This is a genomic window from Mucilaginibacter sp., from assembly GCF_025362475.1.
In the GTDB taxonomy this organism is placed as follows: domain Bacteria; phylum Bacteroidota; class Bacteroidia; order Sphingobacteriales; family Sphingobacteriaceae; genus Mucilaginibacter.
On record NZ_JANYGH010000008.1, the window covers coordinates 56,639 to 75,255 of the forward strand.

An 18,617-nucleotide genomic window follows, 5' to 3' on the forward strand; every position below is an offset into this window, starting at 1 on the left:
AACTAATGTAATACTAATCCAAAACTAATACCTGGTTTAGCGGCAATCTATAGGCCTTTAAAACAGGTTCTTCGGCTACAGCTATTTTTGTGAAAAATACCTCGGCACGGTTATTACCCAATTGAGCAATCTCATCAAACCTTTTTCTTAAGCCTGTAAGTTCCTTAATTGTTTTAGGGCTTAACCCTTCGCCGTTACCGTGTAATATTCTTGAAAATAAATAAAAAGGAGATATAACCGGGTGCACTGCCAGGTTAAGATTAGTAGCCTCCAGCCAAAAACGCTCCATTGCACGCCCACCTTCAAAAAAGTTCTTTAAATTATATTCGGGCAAAGTGATCATGCACAGTGCGGATGCTGTTTTTACTATCTTTTTGGAAAGCGAATCAAAACCGTAACCACCCTCAAGCTTGTTGATGGTGCTGATCACTTTCTCATTTCTGATGATGCTTAAAGCTGCCAGTTGCGAGTTTGTGAAACCCAGCGTTTTTACATCAATCCCATCTTTTTTGATCAGGGCTTCTTCGGATGTCCAACGCATTTCATGATTGATAAAATCATTATGACCGGCAGGATTTAAAAGACGGGCCCTATCGCAGGCGCCAATAATATCTCCCAGTTCTTTTATGACGTCCTCATCAGTAAAGTATTGAAAAGCAGCCCCGGGGATAGATTCCGTAATAGCCGACAACTGTTCAAAAACACTTGGAGCAAGTTCTGTTTTTGGCGATGGATTTCTGTTGGTATGGCGTTTAAAAATAACGGCATCAAGGTTAATCAATTCCTGATTTACCTTACAATCGGCTTTTTTGAACCGGATTGCAGCTACTAATCTTTCATTCGGCACCGGCAAAAACTCATAAAAAGCTTCTATTCCTTTAGTAAGCGCATGGATGTACAGGTTTTCATAGGCCGCGCCAAAAGAAATAAATGAGGCAGTTTTTTGAAAATCGCCGAAAGAAAATGAACGGTATTCATCATGGTAAAGAAACAACGTTTCCTGCTGATACAACCATTTCCAAGGCTGGTCGTTCCCGGTTGATGGTGCGGCGCAGGCAGCTTTAACCAACTCCTGGATTAAATCATTATCAACATTTATGGTGTCTGCTTTAGCCTCAGGATTATAGTCCTGTACCAATAACCGCAGATCATTTTCCTGTAGCGGCAAAAACGGATTAGCCGGTACTTGTGAAATAAAAGGCTCCGGTATTTTATCTGCAATAATTTCGTCCAGGTCAACATAATACCTTCCCGAATCATGAAACTGATCAAGCAGGATCCGCCGGCATACATCGGCGCCTACAGCACCGCCCAACACAACAGAACTGGCCAGCTGAGGCCATGTATTAATGGTTTGCTCTACCTCAATCATAGATGCTTTTATACGTAATGAAACGTTTTCGATGCCCAGCATTTGCAAAACAATGGGTATTTTTTCTTCATTAGTTAAGCCTTTTATGGTGGTAGTATCTACATCCTCAACCGTTCCGTGGAGTATTGGCCTTAGTGGTGCCAGGTCAAACCGTTCCACATCCAGCATACCGCGGTCACTGGTATCCATTACTACCGGTATTTGAAGTTCCCTGGCTTTAAAACGCGATATTATTTTCATATCAAGCCCGTCGCATTCATCCACCAAAAGATCAAGCTTTCCATCTTTCAGGAAAAAATCGTCCATATTCTCCTCTGTCAAACCCTCAAAAAAGCAGGTCACATTTAAAAAGGGATCTATTTCAGCAATCTCACGGGCTGTAATCACCACTTTAGGAATACCCAGGTTATGCACCCCGGCCCTAATGCGGTTTAAATTACTCAGTTCCAATTCATCAAAATCGGCAAGGCGAAGCTCACCAAATCCACGCTCCATGGCTAAAGTTAAGGCAATGGACTGCCCTACTGAAAGACCAATAATTCCAATCCTCTTTGTGCTTAATATATTCCGTTCGGCCTTAGTTATCTTATATTGATTTCTGTTTGTACGCACCTCCGTAAACTCCTCTTTATCGAGCAAGTGCACCAAACGCTGGTTCCATGGATAATAAACCCATACGCCGTATTCCCGGATATCTTTCCCGGCTAAGTGCTTCTCAATAAGTTGCGGATATTCATCCTGCTTAATTTTAATTGATGGATTATAACACTTAATAAGTTCCTGCAACTGACCATAAATTTCATCACAAACGAATGTTATTTTTGAATCTTCAAATAGTTTTTGAAAGGTTGCTTTATCCGCCTCATTATTCAATCTAAGTATGATTGGTTCATGAACGTTTTTTGTTTCTTTAAAACTTGCCAGAAAATCTGCTATATTATTATCCATTGGTTAAGATTATAAACCTCTATACGAAGTGAAGTGAAAATAGTTAATCTTTTAGTAAAACTCAGGATCTTTTCTTTCCGCCTTTGCTTTTAAAAAATTTTCCTGGGCTGATGCTATAGTTGCCGATAAATCCCATTGGTCAAGATGCGGGATCTGCAGTTCAAAATGTATGGTTATTTCCTTTTGCTTTAATTCGTCAATCTTTAACGAATTGGGATGAGATCTCATGGCAAGCATAGAAAGTTTATCCTCTTCGCCGGCTTTTTCTAAAGAGGAAACATCTTTTAAAATCATAGCTGTAGCTACAAGGTCAATCTTTGGATAGTAAAAGGTTCCCTGATTACCAATGCTTGCTACCAATTCCATACCGCAATTAACTACTGGTTTTACGGTATACGGAGCGCATAATGCAAAAAGCGATTTTAACCCTATTTGAGATGAAATGGCGATACCGGTGCGTATCAATAACGGGGTTCCTATCCCATATCCAGAAAGTTCCTGCGAGTTCCACAAACCGCATATCTCGCCGGTACCATATTGTGCAAAATCATTAACCAGTGCAAACACCCTTGAGTCCATTGCCCCGGTAGCCTGTTCAATAGGTAATAGCTGCGATCCGCCGGCTACATGAACCCGGGCGCCACCATAAACCTTTTTGCCATCCAGTGATTCCACAATGATTACAAAAGCGGCGGGGTTAGTTGTCCATTCATTTTTGGACGATGTTACTTTTGTAACCCCAATGCTGGTTAACACATTGGTATGCCCTTCAATAAATAGTTCGCAGGTTTCAGGTTCGTTAATTGCCCTGAACGCTCTAAGTCTTACGTTCGGTACTTCTTTAGTTACACTATGCTCCATTAATAGCTTTTTTCACAATCAATAAATTTAATCTGATAAGATTATCATTTAATTAGGGGTGGATTGACGGGCGCAAATTTAGATAAATTATCGGTCGGTTTGACGTTTTTAGCTAAAGGCCTTAACTAAAAAGCTAACAAAATGACAGGGATGGGGTTCAATCATCGTAAAACAAATCGCGAACTAATTAATAGGAGAATATAATAACTCATACATTATCCCTGTCCATAACTGCCCTTTCGGTTAAGTTAAAATACACCCAATAACAAGAAGGCTTTACAGATTCTATATCCCAAAAAAGACCTTGAAATTTTAAACCAACACAGCGGGTAAACTGTTGCCGCCAATACAACCTATTACTGGCGGATAGTTACTATAGATGCAAACGGCAATATATCAGATTTGGGCACGTATAACTTTTTCGTAAAATAGCCCCGGAAGCTTTTGGCCTGGGCTGCGGCAACAAATTTTTCGTTAATTGACTAAAATAATCCTTTATAGTAATCATAATTAGCCTAAATGAACAACCTCTGGTTTTATCAAAATAACTAAAAGTTAATTTAATAAAGTTATTTTTAAGTTTCTTTAAAAAGCATTTTACTGCTTAAACATGCCTTTACGGCATTTGCAGAGGATATAAAATTAAAACCTCCACACATGCTTTTTATTTGAATTTGTTTTTACTGACTAAAAAAACATACAGGCACTTGCTTTGCAACTGGCAGGTACGATGAACCTCTTTATAAAAAACATGGTTAGCATCCGTTGCAAACGGATTGTTGAATCAGAACTTGCAAAAGTTGGAATTAAATGCACAATGATAGATTTGGGTCGGGTTCAGATAACCGGGAGCATTACACAACTGCAAACTCAAGAAATCGCGATAGCTTTACTTGACTACGGATTGGAGCTTTTAGATAACAAGAAAAGCATCTTAATTGAAAGAATTAAGCAGGTGATAGTTGATATGATCCATCATTCAGAAATCCCCCTGAAAACAAACTTCTCTGATTACCTGAGCAATAAACTAAACCTTGATTACACTTACCTGGCCAATATATTTTCAGATGTGCAGGGTATAACTATAGAACAGTTTATCATCCTGCATAAAATTCAATTTGTAAAGCAATTGATACGGCAGGATGAACTAAACCTTACCGAAATTTCCTGGAAAATGCACTACAGCAGTGTAGCGCACTTATCTACCCAATTCAAAAAAGTTACGGGCTTAACCCCCTCGCAGTTTAAACACTTTACTTTTCAAAACCAAACCGCGCTGGTAAATGTGTGAATTATATAATTTATAAAAAAAGTTATGTAACATACGGGCTACAATCTTGCACCACATTTGTACCATCCTGAAATCTGACCCAATAGGACCCCGGGAATAACAATAAATATTTCAAATACATATTCATGAAAAAAACTTTTACTATGCCTATGGATGTCACCGGTATGCGTCAAAGCAGCGGTTATTCCAAAACATTTAAGGCCATTTGGTCGCTCATATTGCTCATTACGGTTTTAGCCTCCGGTTGTAAAAAAGACGATTATAAAGGAGAGATCAAAGGCGTATGCCCGGTTGTTGTTTCAACCGATCCGGCTGATAAGGCTGCAGACATTGTTTTAAACAAAGCGATATCTGCAACTTTTAATACTAGTATGGCCCCATCAACCATCAATGCAAAAACATTTATTATAAAACAAGGTGCCACAGCTATAGCAGGAACTATAACTACTGCCAATAACGGTACTGTATTTACATTTACACCAACCCAGCCATTATTGCCTTTTGTAACCTATACGGGTACCATTACGGCTGCAGTAACTGATACCTTACGCACTGCCATGGTGAGCGATTATTCATGGACCTTTACAACCATTCCGCAGGTTACATTAACATCAACCCCTACCCTGGGCGGTGTAACTGATGGTGCAGGAACATTTGCACAGGCATCTGTAGTAACCGTAACAGCAACACCTAACGCAGGTTATATATTTACTAACTGGACAGATAATGGAGTTATTGTTTCAACAAGCTCAAGTTATCAGTTTACCATGGCCGGTAACAGAGCATTAGTCGCCAACTTTAAAGTTATACCTGTATCACAATTTGCAGTGGTACTTTTATCAAGCCCTATTGCAGGCGGCTCAACAGATGGTTCCGGAGCTTATAATGCCGGCACCAAAGTAACTGTAACCGCCGACCCTAACGCCGGTTATACTTTTGTTAACTGGACAGATAATGGCAACATAGCATCTACAAGTTCAAGCTACCAGTTTACTTTGGCCGCCAACCGCAAATTAGTGGCCAACTTTAAAGCAATACCTGCATCGCAATTTGCATTGATATTGTCTTCAAGTCCGGCAGCAGGTGGCACAACAACAGGGTCTGGCGCGTACAGTGCAGGTTCATCTGCAAGTGCAACAGCAACTGCAAATCCTGGTTATACATTTACATCATGGAGTGGCGATGCAACGGGCACCAACAACCCGCTAACCATTACCATGAATGGAAATAAGCGTGTTACCGCAAACTTTACGCTTAACGTAGTTATAATACCTCCTATTTTGGGTAATGCCGCAAAATTTGGCGCCTTTGGTGGCAATGCGGGTGTAACCAACCAGGGCTTAAACACCGTAATTAATAACGGAAGCATTGGTACAACGGCTGCATCAACCTTAGTTACAGGGTTTCATGATGGCTTAACTGCCGATATTTATACAGAAACACCGCTTAATAAGGGTAATGTAACCGGTGGAATATTTACAGCCCCTCCGGCTCCCGGCACTGCTACCTCTTTTGCAGTAGCTTCGCAGGGACTGCTTGATGCAACCATTGCCTATAACAGCATTTCTCCGGCTTCTAAACCAGGTGGTATTGACCCGGGTGCAGGTGAATTAGGTGGATTAACTTTAGCCGCCGGCGTTTATAAAGCGGCAAGCGGTACATTTAAAGTAACCAATGGCGATTTGACCCTTGACGCCAAAGGCGACCCTAACGCAGTATGGATTTTCCAAACAGCTGCCGGCCTTACAGTAGGCACCGCCGGACCAGCCGGAGCCAGGAATGTGGTATTGAAAAATGGCGCTCTTGCTAAAAATGTTTACTGGTATGTAGGAAGCTCGGCCGTAATTAACGGCGCAGGCGGCGGTATCATGACCGGTACTATCATATCATCTGCAGGCATCACCTTCTCTACAGCCGGCAACGCGGTACAAACGGTATTAAATGGCCGGGCAATTTCGTTGGTAGCTTCTGTTACCATGGTAAACACAACTGTTAACGTACCTCAATAAGCACAAATCGTATTACATCCCCTTCGGGGGATTTTACTACCGTGTATCACCTAAAATATTAAAGAAACATCTTATGTTACCAATCAATAAAATATTTCAAAAAGTCATCATCTGTTGTTTGATGATCATCATGGCCGGCACAACGGTTAAAGCGCAAACTACAATACCAACCTGGTGGTTCGGTGTATCTGGCGCCGCAAATTTTAACTTTAATGATGGCACAACCCAAAGGTTAAATAATTCACTAATTGCCCCCACTGCTTTCCATAAAGGCCATGATGTGCGCCCTTATGCATCCATACTTACTGAATATCGCCCGGCGGGTATTTGGGGCGTTTCATTAAATATAGCCTATGATGGCCGCGGCGGTAAATTTAAAGAAGTGGAAGCGCCTTGTAATTGCCCCGCTACTTTAGAAACCAACACCAGTTACATTGCTATTGAGCCAAGTTTACGCTTAACAGTGCCCTCAACAGGCCTCTACTTTTTTGCCGGCCCAAGGGTTGCTTTCAATATAAATAAGGATTTTGAATATACGCAGCTTAAACAACCTAACACCAATGGCGAGCTAAGCGCTATGCGCAAAACGCTTGTTTCGGGTCAGGTTGGCGCTGGTTATGATATTATGGTATCATCAGCAAACAGCACTACCAAGGTTAGTATTTCGCCATTTGTTTCTTTTCACCCATACTTTGGGCAGGAGCCACGTAGTATTGAAAGCTGGTCGGTTACTACAGTGCGCGCAGGTATAGCGCTTAAATTTGGTAAGGCATCAAAGGTTGCCCCTAAAGAAGTAACCACCACACCTGTACCAATGCATGATTTTGTATTTAACGTAACCGCGCCAAAAGCAGTGCCGGCAAAACGCCAGGTAAGCGAAGCCTTACCATTACGTAATTCTGTATTTTTTGATGAAGGATCAAACCAAATTCCGGGCAGGTATATAACGCTTTCAAAAGATGCGTCGGCAACTTTCAGGGAAGACCAGTTACAAAACGAGCAATCTGATAACATGACAGGTCGCTCTGCAAGGCAGTTGAGTGTTTACCATAATATACTTAACATTTTGGGCGATAGATTAAGATCAAACCCAGGTGCTACTATCTTACTTACCGGTGCTGCTGCTAAAGGCCCGGGCGAAGGTAAAGCACTGGCAGAAGCAGTAAAACAATACCTGGTTACTGAATTTGCAATTGATGCATCAAGGATAGCTATTGCAGGCCGTACCAGGCCGCTTATCCCATCTGAACAACCGGGTGGTACAAAAGAGCTTGTATTGCTGCGTGCCGGCGATCGCAGGGTAGATATTTCAAGTAGTTCGCCAGAATTATTAACAGAAGTAGGCGGCGATATGATGAAGCCTGTTCAAATAAACGCAACACAGGCCGATCCACTTGATAGCCATGTAATTTTTAATATCGACAGTGCCAAGCAACTGCTTAAATCATGGTCGGTTGATATTACTGATGAAAAAGGAACAGCTCAACATTTTGGACCATTTATAAACGACCAGGAAAGTATATCAGGAGCCACTATCTTAGGTAACAATCCCGGCGGAGATTATAAAGTTGTAATGACCGGCGAAACCAGGAAAGGCTTGCCTATCAGAAAAGAAAGCACCGTGCACCTGATACGCCAGGACGAAACAGTTAGCAAAGGATTGCGCTATAGTATCCTGTATGATTTTGACAAATCAAACTCTATTGCATCTTATGATAAGTTTTTAACAGATGTTGTATCAGCTTCAATTACCGATGGATCAACAGTCATTATCCACGGCCATACTGATAATATTGGCGATGAGGAGCATAACATGAAATTATCAACAGAACGTGCACATGATGTTCAGCATACTTTAGAACTTGCTTTAGCTAAAGCAGGTAAAACCAATGTTAAGTTTGAAACAATAGGCTTTGGCGAAGATTTGAGCAAAGCCCCTTTCGAAAATAATTTTGTGGAAGAGCGTTTTTATAACCGTACCGTTATAATAGATATTATCCCCGTTAAGTAGTAAATTTTAATTCAAGTGTAAAGGAAAAGGCGGGAGAGATCTCGCCTTTTTCATTTTACCCCCCTTAGCTTTTTAAATGATGGAGGCCAAAACCAATTTCACATTGCGGATTTATAACAATGCGTGGAAGATTCCGTTAAGTAAGTTATAACATTATAAAGCTTCAGGGTCGACGAAAATCTTTTATTTTTTTTGGAACAATGTTTATAGTTTTTTGTTATCTATAATTGCATGTTACTAAATAGGGTGCATTCTTTAGGAATATCCTAAGGAGCTCTTTTTTTATTCTTTTGTACTAATCCGGTTTTTTTAAGCTTAGCAACTCAAAATCAGCTTACGATAATTGTGTAGATCTGCCGTTCGGACGGTTATGATATACCCACTTAAAAATGATAATTGTCAAGCCGTATTATGGACAAAATGAATCTATCAGACCAATTAATTATTGCAAATAGAGAGTTGGTTATTCAAAATCAGGAAAAAGAAAAGCTTGCTGCCCAATTAAGCCATGCTAACAGCCTGCTGTTAATTCAAAATAAAGAAAAGGGAAAGCGCGAAGCGGAGTTAATTGTTGCCAACATCGAGCTTGATTTCCAAAACGAAGAAAAACTTAAACGTGCGGCAGAATTAATTAAGGCAAACGGGGAGCTGGATTTTCAAAACGAAGAGAAAGAAAAACGCGCCGCTGAATTGATTATCGCCTATGCTCAACTCAGTCTACAAAACGAGGAAAGGGAAAAACGTGCTGCCGAACTGATATTGGCCAACACCGAGCTGATATTCCAAAACCAGGAGAAAGAAAAACGCGCCGCCGAGTTAATAATAGCAAACACCGAACTCATTTTTCAAAATTTAGAAAAAGAGAAACGGGCTGCCGAGTTGGTAATAGCCAATGCGGAACTCATTTTTCAAAATTTAGAAAAAGAGAAACGGGCTGCCGAGCTGGTAATAGCCAATGGGGAACTCATTTTTCAAAACCAGGAAAAAGAAAAAAGGGCCGCAGAACTGGCAATAGCCAATGCAGAACTCATTTTTCAAAATCAGGAAAAAGAAAAAAGGGCCGCAGAATTAGGCATTGCAAACAAGGAGCTCGTATTTCAAACCCAGGAAAAAGGGAAGCGCGCGGCCGAGTTGATATTGGCTAATATTGAGCTTGATTTTCAGGATGAAGAAAAAGAAAAACGGGCTGCCGAATTAATCATAGCACTTAAAGAACTGGGCTTCCAGGATGAAGAAAAAGGGAAACGTGCGGCAGAGTTAATTATAGCCAATAGAGAAGTACAAATTCAGAAACAGGAAAAAGAACAACAGGCCGCGGCCGAAGCAAAGAAAAATGAGTTCTTTAACATGGTAAGTCATGAATTTAAAACGCCATTGACTAATATAAAAGCCATTAATCAACTACTGGAAAAAACCGCCGACAAAACCGACAAAACGTATGCCTTTATTTTAAACGCCAACAATAGCATTAAACGCCTGGAAAGATTAATAGAAGATTTGCTGGATGTAACCCGGATAAACGCGGGGAAAATAGAACTGGACATTTCTAAGTTTAATTTTTCTGACGCGCTTACCAATAGTATTTCCAAGGTACAACAGATGGTTTCCACAAACCATGAAATCCTCCTTGAAAACTCGGTTGATATGCCTTATACCGGCGATCAATTTAAAATAGAACAGGTTTTGATCAATCTCCTTAAAAATGCAATAAAATATTCGCCGGAGGCTAATAAGGTAATTGTAACAGCTAAAATTACTGCTGGGCACATTGTGGTTACTGTAAAAGACTTTGGAATAGGAATTGCAAAAGAGGATATGGGGCAATTATTTCAGCGTTTTTACCGGGTAAGTAAAATATCAATGCTTTACCAGGGCGTTGGCCTTGGGCTGTACATCGCATCTGAGATTATAAAAAAACACCAGGGAAGTTTCGCCGTAGAAAGCGAAACAGGGAAAGGAAGCAGCTTCAGTTTTAGTTTACCCCTAATTTCGTAATCATCAATTGATAAAACACTGTTTGCCCCAGGGGCTTAAAATTATGACAATCAATACAACAGTAATTACGTACCTTGTTTTCCAAACTTCCTCTTTCTCCAATTTCCGATACCTATGCCTTTAGCTTTAGCCTACCAGGAACACTCCATTCAAGTAACCCAGGATCATTTTAAGATAGCGCTTGATCAGGTACAGTTAGGTTTTTGGGAGCTTAACCTCAGTAACTATGCATTAAACTGCACTTCAAAATGTAAAACCAATATTGGTATTTCCATAAACGATGTATTGGACTATGATAAACTGCTGGAATGCATATTGCCCGAAGACAGACCTTTAATGCCCGACGAAATTATAAAAGCCACACAATCAACAGATGGTATTTATAGTTTACAGTACCGTGTTAGACATGCCGACCAAAGTATCCATTGGATTGATGCCAAAGGCACTGTTCTTTTTGAAGGAGCGGTACCTGTCCGCATTATTGGAACCATGGTTGATATTACCGAAAAGAAGGATTTGGAGTTGTTAAGGGACGAATTGTTTAACGTAACCACACACGAGCTTAAAACGCCACTTTCGGCAGTTAAGGGTTACTTGCAACTGTTGGATCGGTTTATTGCCAGCGTTGGTAACGAAAAGATAAGCCAGGTAGCTAAAAGAGCCTTAGGTTCCGTTGAGCGCATTACAAGGTTATTAAATGAAATGGCCGACCCGATTAACCTGTATTCCAATCAAATCCGTTTAGCCAAAGATTATTTTGATTTAAACGCGCTTGGTGAGGAAATAGCAGGAAACACCATGCTCATTAATCCTGACTACAGGATACAGGTACTAACTACCAATATTGATAGCCTGGTATTTGCCGATAGATACCGCATTGGGCAAGTTTTAACCAACCTTATTAATAATGCCGTTAAATATTCTCCGGAGTGTAAAGATGTAGAAGTATCCATAGGAACCTACAACAACGAGATTAAAGTGCAGGTTAAAGATTACGGCATTGGTTTACCCAAAAGCGAACATCATAAAGTATTTAAAAAATTTTACCGGGCCTCCTCCACGCCAAAAAACATCCCAGGATTTGGCATCGGCTTATTTTTAAGCGCCGAAATCATCATCAGGCACGGCGGACTTATCGGGGTAGAAGAAAATGAAAACGAAACTGAAAATGGAACTTGTTTTTATTTCACTCTTCCAATATATCCGTTCAGGTAACCCTGGCGTTAATAACTTATTTAATTAACAGCACAGCCAACCATTTGCAAAGTGGATGGTTTAATTTTTTTATAGCAAAGCTAAATGCATTCATTAATTTAGCTTTATCAACAACTAACACACCCAATAACGGATGCGAAATATATTTAAAGTCATTTGTATTTTTTTGATTTTAATACAAGCCTCAACCCTAACCCAGGATTGTTCTGCCCAGGTCAAAAAGAAAAAGGGCCATTTATCAATAAGAGACTCTTTACGACAAAAGGTTTTGCACAGGGATTCCGTGATCCGTTCCTTTAAAAACGCCAATGGCTCAGTAAATATCCTGCTTGGTAAAATTGAGGATTATACCACCGCATATGTAGAAACCAATTCCGATCTGTCTCGCGGTTTTGATACTTTAGATATCAGCGAACGCTTACCATCCTTAGAAAAGAGGATGGCTTTAATGCGCAATACCATAAACTCCTCCAGTACGCTGGGCAACCTGGTAACTATCCGCAGTATGATTGATCACCTAAAAGACCAATTGGGTGATTGGGAAGATCAGCTCACGATATACAATGACCAACTTGATAAAATGCGCGATCAGATATCTGAATTTAAAACAGATACGGCGCTGCGCACGGCTCCTGCCGATAGTAGTTTACGGGACAAGTTTTTTAGCCAGGTACAGATTTTAGATGCTAAATGGAAAACCCTGGACAAGGCCACGCAAAAATCAGTTATCAGGATAGGGCTTTTACAAAACAGGGTATCTTCACTGTCGGTATTAGTGATTGACCTTGATGACCGGATCGACCTGAAAATACACGAGTTTACCATTAAAGCCATGGATAATGAATATGGTTTTATATGGGAGATGAATGAACACGGCAAAACTGCCAGGTTAGATACCGCGGTTGTTAAAACCTACAAATTAAATTCACGGCTATACAAGTATTTTTTCACCAGTAAATCAAATTATTGGGCACATTTTGCAAGCGTGTTGCTACTCATTGCCTTTTTTACATGGATATATACCAGCAAAAGAAAAATCGCCCGGCTTAATGAAGGGCATGCAAGCATATTTGAGCAAACGCATTACATCATAAAGCACCCATATCTATCTGCCTTAACAGTTTTCAGCATACTATCGCCATACTTTTATGATCATCCGGCACAAGTGTTTGCAAATACAATGCTTTTGATCATGATGGGCAGCATTGGTCTTTTAATAAAAGACAACTGGCCTAAACCTTTATTCAACTTTTGGCAGATACTGTTTATTGCCGCTTTATTTTTCTGTTTAAGTAGCTTACTGATATTGATAACCTATGTTGACAGGATCGTTTTGCTGTTGATATCCGGATTTATCATTTATTACTCGTTTAAATTTTTAAAAACCTTAAAAAACGCTGCCGATAAATACCCTCCTTACATGGCAGTTATTTTAAAAGTATTTATTGGCTTGCACGGACTTTCTGTTTTATTAAACATATTAGGAAGGTTTAGTCTGGCTAAAATAGTGGGTACTACCGCAACCTTAAACCTTTGTTTAGCAATGGGATTTTATCTGCTTGTGCAGATATTGATGGAAAGTTTGTTTTTACAATTAGAAGCCAATAAAAACAAGGATAATAATACCGACATCACTTCATTTATTGATTTTAAGGTATTGCAAAAGAAATCCAAAAGCATCCTGGTTAAAATCACCGCTATATTGTGGTTGGTTGCTTTAACTAAAAACCTGGCGATCGACGATTATTTATATGATCAGGTTAATGATTTTTTAAATCATCCTTATAAATTTAGCAGTACTGCTTTCACCTTCCGTAGTGTGCTGGTATTTATTATTGTGATCTGGATCTCGGGTCTTTTAGCACGAATCATTAGTTATTTTTATGATTTTGCCGGCCAGCAAACTAAACTTACCCCGCAGGCTAAAAAAACAAGATCATCTATATTACTCATCAGGCTAACTGTTTTTGTTGTAGGTTTTTTTGTAGCCATAACTGCAGCAGGCATACCTATGGATAGGGTAACCATTATTATTGGCGCATTAGGAGTAGGTATTGGTTTTGGCTTGCAAAACATAGTAAATAACCTGGTATCGGGCATTATACTGGCGTTTGAAAAACCGGTGCAGGTGGGTGATATTATTGAAGTAAGCGGTAAATCTGGTACCATTAAGGAAATAGGTATCCGGTCAAGTAAAATAGAGTGTGGCGATGGATCGGAGCTTATTGTACCCAATGGCGACTTGATATCGCACCACGTGGTAAACTGGACCTTAACCAATAATAACCGCCGTGTAGAGCTTATTATTCGTGTTACTTACGGATCAGATGTGGTGAAGGTTGAAAATATACTTAAAACCATTATCCAGAGCCATGACGATATCATGAGCACTCCCGCGGCATCGGTTTTTCTATATAATTTTAGTGATACCGCCGTTGAATTCAGAGTATGGTTCTGGGCTGCGGAAATTACAAAATGGCTAAGTTTAAAAAGCAACGTAATGCGTGCTATATACATTGAATTTGCTAAAGAAGGCATAGAAATACCACAGGGCAAAAATGAGTTCCTTTTAAATTTCCCGGGTAATACTCCGCAGGAAGATAAACCCAGGGAGCCTTTAATTCCGGGCGATACGCCTGCTACAGAGAAGTAACGGCTCAAATGAAGTAAGTACCTGGTTATTGCATTTAGGGTTTGGCTCCGTTTGAAATTTAATTTTCATTCGTTGCCTCAACCCCATAGCGTATGGCCGCTTCAAGTATATCAATGTTTATATCTTTTAGCGTTTTAAACTTAATGCAATACCCGGTTACGCTCGCCTTGCCTATTGCTTTTCCATATGTTTGGGGTAAGTACGTCTTATCTTTGATACCCATGATATAGACAGAGATCCCGACGGTGTTTGCGCTCAAACCAATTTGAAAAAAATCCCTGGTCTTTCCGTCAGCATATTTTATGGTGTATAATCCATAGCCTATATTGGGGTTACTAACAGTTTTACCTTCGCTGTTTTTACCGTTATCGAACCATAATTTACAACCTGGTATTACTTGAAGTGTGCGATGGTGCAACTCTTGCATTTCATTGCGCTTTGGTTCAGGTTGGCTGGTAATATACTCGTTGATTTGTTCCTGTACGTTCATATGAAATATTGAATTAAGGATCATTTACTTTGGCTTTTCAAATTTCGCTTTATTTTTAGTCATCCACCAATTCTTCGAAAGTACTTTTTCTTGTTTTCAATGGTTCATCATTCAAACTTAGAGACTATAGCATTTAGTAACGATGTACTTATATTAAAGCCTGTTACCTATAGCAATATCATCTTTATCTATATATATCTTCAGAAACCCGCAATTGCACTTACCTTTGCCATTTAAGCTATCATAATATAATGGCAGGAATTGAATTTACAACTGTATTACAATTAGTTACATTCAAAAAGTAACAAATAAGTAACACTACTATAGAAGATTTATCGCGTGGGCTTTAAAATGAAGAATTAAATTTTAACTCGATACTATGGCATTCCTCCTTATTTTTACAACATGCCATTACACGTCAATATTGAAGATTTATCAAACGTCCGTTCTGTTGAATCAGAACGGCTCGAATTTAAAGAGGGATGGAATCCTGATGCCATATACCGTTCAATTTGTGCTATTGCGAATGATTTTCGGGAAGCAAGCGTGCCCAACCGGTTCTTTTTAAACTATTGCACATTTGGGTATACCATGCACTGGTGGAAATGGGAGGACTGGGAACATTTGATCGACTGGATGGCGCTTAAGGGTGTAACAATGCCATTGTCTATTACAGACCAGGAAGCGCAGCGCCAAAATCTATAGTAATTTGATGTGGTACTGTAGTTGAATCAGCACACCGGTAAATCTGGTTGTCGGCATAAAAAGCCATCGTTTTTGTATGGGTATCTATTTCGCTATCTGCATCTAATAATTTCCAATCTTTTTTACAATACCGAATGTTTCTTTTGCAACCGGCCCCTTTTCTTTTTTAGCGATAGCTACGTCTTTTACCTCCCCTGTAGCAATCTGTACAGAGCCTGTATATTTTTTTGATGTGGCATCAGGCTCAGTTCCATATGTTATATAATAAACTTCGGTTCCTCTGTTCAAGTTTGCCGTAGCACCTTGTCCGCGTTGTTTCGAATCAAACTCCTCTTTTTTGGCGATATGGTTACTGAACCGTTAATATCTCCGGCAAACTCCAGCTGAGGCGGTCTTGTGCGGTAATAATAAGCCCCTATGGTAGCAATGGTAGCTTTGCTATCAGTTGGTGCTACTGCAATTGTATTTTGCGGTTTTATAGCATCGCTCTGCACATTTGCATTCACATAAAGCAGGGCCATTAATGCTGATAGAATAATTATTTTTTTCATTTTGCTCTGTTAGAAATTAATTTGTGTTATTACAATGCCATGTCAACGATATACAATATGAGTAAAATGACATTTTACCTTATTTTGAACCAGATTAATGTGTTGATTAAACATCCGTTTAAAAATCAATAAGCGTATTCTGTCTACAGCCATTTCTATAAAAACGTGACCTTCTCCTTCCTTCATCTCTAATTAATTCCGGTTTGATAAAAAAGCAAATTTTTTTTAATATGCCTGATTAGGTGTGTAATGCGGAAAATTATCTCCCATCAAAATAGATTTTTTCTGAATTTGCAGCTTGCCATCTTTTACCCAGTTTTCTCCACGAACTATAAGTTCTGACGCAAGCGCGTCATACAGGTTTTTATAAATAGTAGTTACCGACGGATCGGATACAATATTATTCAATTCATAAGTGTCCTGTTGCAAATCGTATAGTTGCTCAAGACCTGTCAATGTATAATATATATATTTGTAACGGAAGTCCCTTATGGCTACCCACGCATTATCCGGCTCATAACACAGGCTATGCTCTAAGCACAAAGTTGTTCTCCAATTGCCAGTTCCGTTCAATATTTTCAAAATGCTTTCGCCGTCTATTTTGGATGGAAGGGTAAAATTGCAAACATCCGCAAATGTGGGGAATATGTCTCTTAACTCTACCAACTCGTTCTTTGTTTGCCCGCGTTTGTAATGAAAGTTGCCAATACCGGCAGGCCACCTAACCACCAACGGAACCTTGGCCGAAGGCTCGTAAGGTCTGGTTTTGCGCCACATATATTGGTCGCCCAACATTTCTCCGTGATCCGAGCAAAAAAGTATGAATGTATTTTCATATTGCCCTGTTTCTTTCAATGTTTTTATTACCCTTCCTATTTGTTCGTCCACAAAAGAAATAGAGCCTGCATAGGCAGCACGCGACGACTTTATTTCTTTCTCGGGAAAAATAGCCGAAGATGCCTCAGGCATTTGCTCCATCGAGACAGTTTTATCTTTATATTTTTCTTTAGCCCATTGGCTTACATGTGGCACAGGAATATCAATACTTTCGTAATAATCCATCCAGCGCTTTGGCGGATCGAACGGTGGATGCGGACGTTGAAAAGAAAGTTTTAATAGCCACGGGCTTTCTGATACACTTTTCTTTAAAAAATCAATAGCTCTGTTGGCCGTCCAGTGTGTAGCATGCAGTTCATCGGGATACGGAAAAGGGATACCCCCACGGTTATCATTATAGCTTAAATGTGTTGCATTGATGTCTTTCTCGGGAGCAACTCTTTTAAACCATGCTTCATAATCGCAGATAAAGCCATTTTTATTTTTGGAATACCACCCTTCTTCCAAATTAATGGTTTTATAGCCCTGGGTATTTCGCGGCGGCCCGAAATGGTTTTTTCCCGTTACAATAGTTTCGTAACCCATTTCCGAAAAAAACTGCGGCATGGTAAGCTTATAGTATTGCGCAATATTATTCATATACCCCAGCATGCCGTGGTTCCATGGGCTAAGGCCTGTAAGCAAACTGGTACGCGCAGGCGTACACGACGGAACTGCACAGTAAAAATTGGCAAATCTTGCGCCCTCTTTTGCCAACGCATCAATGTTGGGTGTCTTGATCCAGGACGCTCCGGCGCAACCCAGATAATCGCCCCGATGCTGGTCGTCCATGATAAACAGTATATTCGGGCTTTTTATACCTTTATTTGATTTTCGTACAGATGCAGTTACAGGGTTTTCATCCCAATCATCTTTGAAATTCCCTATCGGAGATATGGCTAACGGAAACATTGCAAAAGCTCCAAGCCGCCTGACCGCATCTTTGCGGGAGATTTTATTTTTATCGTCTTCTGGTTTCATAATTTGTTTTAATGCATTCTATTTGACCGGATTTTGTTTTAGGTTAATATTGATAAGAAGTTCCTGTAGGGGTAGCGGCTCTAAATAATATTTATCGTTCAGCCTGTAGCAGGATCGTTAAAGTATTTAACATAACCGGTAGCCAAACCTCCATCAAGGGTAAGTTCATTGCCATAATCAGCATTTTTAACAAAACGCCTAACGGGTAATTGTTAAGATAAGTTCCTTTATTCCATCGCTTTAAATCATTAAGGCGGAAACTATCGGCAAATAACCCGATCCTTCGTTCTCGTCGTCTCTCCCAAATAACTTGGGCAACAGATGGGTCATTGGCCGGATCAATTATTGTTAACATCCCGAATACATAAATCTACCCTACTCATCATCAAAAGTTTGAATTTACTGCTATATATAGCTTTTTTCTACATAGTTATCTTACACGAATATCAGCGGCATTTGTGGTGAAAGAAATACATCCCCCTGGTTTTGCGGTAATCTCCATAGTTCGGGGCTTACCAAAGCTTCTACCTGGGCGGGTAACCTATCGAAAGTTTTCTTTAATCCTTTTGCCAATACCTTCCATGCACTACCGGGGATGCTGGCTCGGCAGGGTTGTGCCACTGATAGGTTTGGGTGAAACAAAAAATGCTCAAACAGCT

At 39.9% G+C, this 18,617-nt stretch carries 15 protein-coding genes; 7 read left to right on the forward strand and 8 right to left on the reverse strand.

What is annotated here, in order from left to right:
- Positions 1-13: 13 nt before the first annotated feature.
- Together Q0R88_RS04030 and Q0R88_RS04035 are read right to left on the reverse strand one after the other, a co-directional pair.
- A complete protein-coding gene (locus tag Q0R88_RS04030) occupies positions 14-2,320 on the reverse strand; it encodes an Rv1355c family protein (RefSeq protein WP_295712592.1) in 2,307 nt (768 codons plus the stop codon).
- A gap of 51 nt (positions 2,321-2,371) precedes the next feature.
- On the reverse strand, positions 2,372-3,181 hold the full coding sequence (locus Q0R88_RS04035) for a hypothetical protein (protein WP_295712595.1): 810 nt from the start codon (positions 3,179-3,181) through the stop codon (positions 2,372-2,374).
- A gap of 817 nt (positions 3,182-3,998) precedes the next feature.
- Here Q0R88_RS04035 and Q0R88_RS04040 point away from each other — a divergent pair.
- The 6 genes from Q0R88_RS04040 (at position 3,999) to Q0R88_RS04065 (ending at position 14,355) form a co-directional block, all read left to right on the forward strand.
- Positions 3,999-4,472 (forward strand): AraC family transcriptional regulator, encoded by a 474-nt coding sequence (locus tag Q0R88_RS04040; protein WP_366086712.1) that lies wholly within the window; start codon positions 3,999-4,001, stop codon positions 4,470-4,472.
- Between the two features lie 125 nt (positions 4,473-4,597).
- Positions 4,598-6,481 carry an ice-binding family protein gene (locus Q0R88_RS04045; RefSeq protein WP_295712601.1) on the forward strand — a complete coding sequence of 628 codons (1,884 nt, stop codon included), beginning with the start codon at positions 4,598-4,600 and terminating at the stop codon, positions 6,479-6,481.
- 73 nt (positions 6,482-6,554) lie between these two features.
- Positions 6,555-8,492, forward strand: coding sequence for an OmpA family protein (locus Q0R88_RS04050; RefSeq protein WP_295712604.1), 1,938 nt, complete (start codon positions 6,555-6,557; stop codon positions 8,490-8,492).
- Between the two features lie 411 nt (positions 8,493-8,903).
- Entirely contained in the window at positions 8,904-10,487 is a 1,584-nt protein-coding gene (locus Q0R88_RS04055; protein ID WP_295712607.1) for an ATP-binding protein, read from the forward strand.
- Positions 10,488-10,601: 114 nt separating this feature from the next.
- Entirely contained in the window at positions 10,602-11,702 is a 1,101-nt protein-coding gene (locus tag Q0R88_RS04060; RefSeq protein ID WP_295712609.1) for a PAS domain-containing sensor histidine kinase, read from the forward strand.
- A gap of 166 nt (positions 11,703-11,868) precedes the next feature.
- The gene (locus Q0R88_RS04065; RefSeq protein WP_295712612.1) at positions 11,869-14,355 is read left to right on the forward strand and encodes a mechanosensitive ion channel domain-containing protein; all 2,487 of its coding nucleotides are present in this window, start codon (positions 11,869-11,871) and stop codon (positions 14,353-14,355) included.
- 58 nt (positions 14,356-14,413) lie between these two features.
- Here Q0R88_RS04065 and Q0R88_RS04070 read toward each other — a convergent pair whose 3' ends face one another.
- Positions 14,414-14,869 carry a DUF1801 domain-containing protein gene (locus Q0R88_RS04070; RefSeq protein WP_295712614.1) on the reverse strand — a complete coding sequence of 152 codons (456 nt, stop codon included), beginning with the start codon at positions 14,867-14,869 and terminating at the stop codon, positions 14,414-14,416.
- Between the two features lie 381 nt (positions 14,870-15,250).
- Between Q0R88_RS04070 and Q0R88_RS04075 the strand changes: the two genes are divergently transcribed.
- Positions 15,251-15,550: an alpha-N-acetylglucosaminidase TIM-barrel domain-containing protein gene (locus Q0R88_RS04075; RefSeq protein WP_295712616.1), complete on the forward strand. Its 300-nt coding sequence runs from the start codon at positions 15,251-15,253 to the stop codon at positions 15,548-15,550.
- Between the two features lie 102 nt (positions 15,551-15,652).
- Here Q0R88_RS04075 and Q0R88_RS04080 read toward each other — a convergent pair whose 3' ends face one another.
- The 5 genes from Q0R88_RS04080 to Q0R88_RS04100 form a co-directional block, all read right to left on the reverse strand.
- Positions 15,653-15,838, reverse strand: coding sequence for an FN3 associated domain-containing protein (locus Q0R88_RS04080; RefSeq protein WP_295712618.1), 186 nt, complete (start codon positions 15,836-15,838; stop codon positions 15,653-15,655).
- A complete protein-coding gene (locus Q0R88_RS04085) occupies positions 15,835-16,101 on the reverse strand; it encodes a hypothetical protein (protein WP_295712620.1) in 267 nt (88 codons plus the stop codon). Before Q0R88_RS04085 ends, Q0R88_RS04080 begins: the two co-directional genes overlap by 4 nt.
- Before the next feature lie 225 nt (positions 16,102-16,326).
- The gene (locus Q0R88_RS04090; protein WP_295712623.1) at positions 16,327-17,958 is read right to left on the reverse strand and encodes an arylsulfatase; all 1,632 of its coding nucleotides are present in this window, start codon (positions 17,956-17,958) and stop codon (positions 16,327-16,329) included.
- Between the two features lie 91 nt (positions 17,959-18,049).
- Complete coding sequence (locus Q0R88_RS04095; protein WP_295712627.1) at positions 18,050-18,313, reverse strand: hypothetical protein; 264 nt, start codon at positions 18,311-18,313, stop codon at positions 18,050-18,052.
- An 80-nt stretch (positions 18,314-18,393) separates the two neighbouring features.
- The gene (locus Q0R88_RS04100; RefSeq protein ID WP_295712630.1) at positions 18,394-18,579 is read right to left on the reverse strand and encodes a hypothetical protein; all 186 of its coding nucleotides are present in this window, start codon (positions 18,577-18,579) and stop codon (positions 18,394-18,396) included.
- Between the last annotated feature and the right edge of the window lie 38 nt (positions 18,580-18,617).

Excerpts from the sequence above, each read along its gene's own strand:
- Q0R88_RS04030 (WP_295712592.1), bottom strand. The coding sequence starts at position 2,320 with ATGGATAATAATATAGCAGATTTTCTGGCAAGTTTTAAAGAAACAAAA.
- Q0R88_RS04035 (WP_295712595.1), bottom strand. The coding sequence starts at position 3,181 with ATGGAGCATAGTGTAACTAAAGAAGTACCGAACGTAAGACTTAGAGCG.
- Q0R88_RS04040 (WP_366086712.1), top strand. The coding sequence starts at position 3,999 with ATGATAGATTTGGGTCGGGTTCAGATAACCGGGAGCATTACACAACTG.
- Q0R88_RS04045 (WP_295712601.1), top strand. The coding sequence starts at position 4,598 with ATGAAAAAAACTTTTACTATGCCTATGGATGTCACCGGTATGCGTCAA.
- Q0R88_RS04050 (WP_295712604.1), top strand. The coding sequence starts at position 6,555 with ATGTTACCAATCAATAAAATATTTCAAAAAGTCATCATCTGTTGTTTG.
- Q0R88_RS04055 (WP_295712607.1), top strand. The coding sequence starts at position 8,904 with ATGGACAAAATGAATCTATCAGACCAATTAATTATTGCAAATAGAGAG.
- Q0R88_RS04060 (WP_295712609.1), top strand. The coding sequence starts at position 10,602 with ATGCCTTTAGCTTTAGCCTACCAGGAACACTCCATTCAAGTAACCCAG.
- Q0R88_RS04070 (WP_295712614.1), bottom strand. The coding sequence starts at position 14,869 with ATGATCCTTAATTCAATATTTCATATGAACGTACAGGAACAAATCAAC.
- Q0R88_RS04075 (WP_295712616.1), top strand. The coding sequence starts at position 15,251 with ATGCCATTACACGTCAATATTGAAGATTTATCAAACGTCCGTTCTGTT.
- Q0R88_RS04085 (WP_295712620.1), bottom strand. The coding sequence starts at position 16,101 with ATGAAAAAAATAATTATTCTATCAGCATTAATGGCCCTGCTTTATGTG.
- Q0R88_RS04090 (WP_295712623.1), bottom strand. The coding sequence starts at position 17,958 with ATGAAACCAGAAGACGATAAAAATAAAATCTCCCGCAAAGATGCGGTC.
- Q0R88_RS04095 (WP_295712627.1), bottom strand. The coding sequence starts at position 18,313 with ATGTTAACAATAATTGATCCGGCCAATGACCCATCTGTTGCCCAAGTT.